The following is a 507-nucleotide window of genomic DNA, read 5'->3' as shown; positions in this document are numbered from 1 at the left end:
GATCATGTTCGGCGCATCGAACTGTTCGAAGACCTGCTCGTACTTTACCTGCACATCCTGCCGGGCCTGATCCCAGTCGATCAGCTCCTTCAGCGGCCCTGGCAGTTCCTTATAGGCGTTGATGACGGCGACCAGCTGCCCCACATCGAGGCTGCCCTTCAGGGTCAGATATCCGCCCAGCGCATAAAAGAAGAAGGGGGTCAGCTGGGCAAGGAAGTTGTTGATGAATTTGACCAGAAACTTCCACTGGTAGAGATCGTAGCGAATCTTGAAGATGTCGCCGAGGCGATGCGAAGCATCCGCACGCTCGTAATTGGACGTGTCATAGGCATGAATCGTGCCGATGCCGTCGACCATTTCACCGATACGTCCGGCGAGCTGGCGTGCACTCAGCTGCCGCTGACGGCCGAGTTCGATGAGGCGGCGGCGCATCTTGGGAATGATGCCGACCTGAATTGCCGCCATGAAGGCCGCGATCAGGCCGAGCCAGAAGTTCTGCACGAGAAT

General features: G+C 57.6%; 1 protein-coding gene. It reads right to left on the bottom strand.

All coding sequences use genetic code 11. The annotated features are described in order from the left end of the window. A partial coding sequence (locus BK665_RS33140) for an ABC transporter transmembrane domain-containing protein (RefSeq protein WP_148053273.1) occupies window positions 1-507 on the bottom strand: 507 nt, incomplete at both ends.

This window comes from Pseudomonas frederiksbergensis, from assembly GCF_003732665.1.
In the GTDB taxonomy this organism is placed as follows: domain Bacteria; phylum Pseudomonadota; class Gammaproteobacteria; order Pseudomonadales; family Pseudomonadaceae; genus Aquipseudomonas; species Aquipseudomonas frederiksbergensis_G.
The sequence above is the reverse complement of the archived record's forward strand: the minus strand, read 5'-3'. Positions and strand labels throughout refer to the sequence as shown.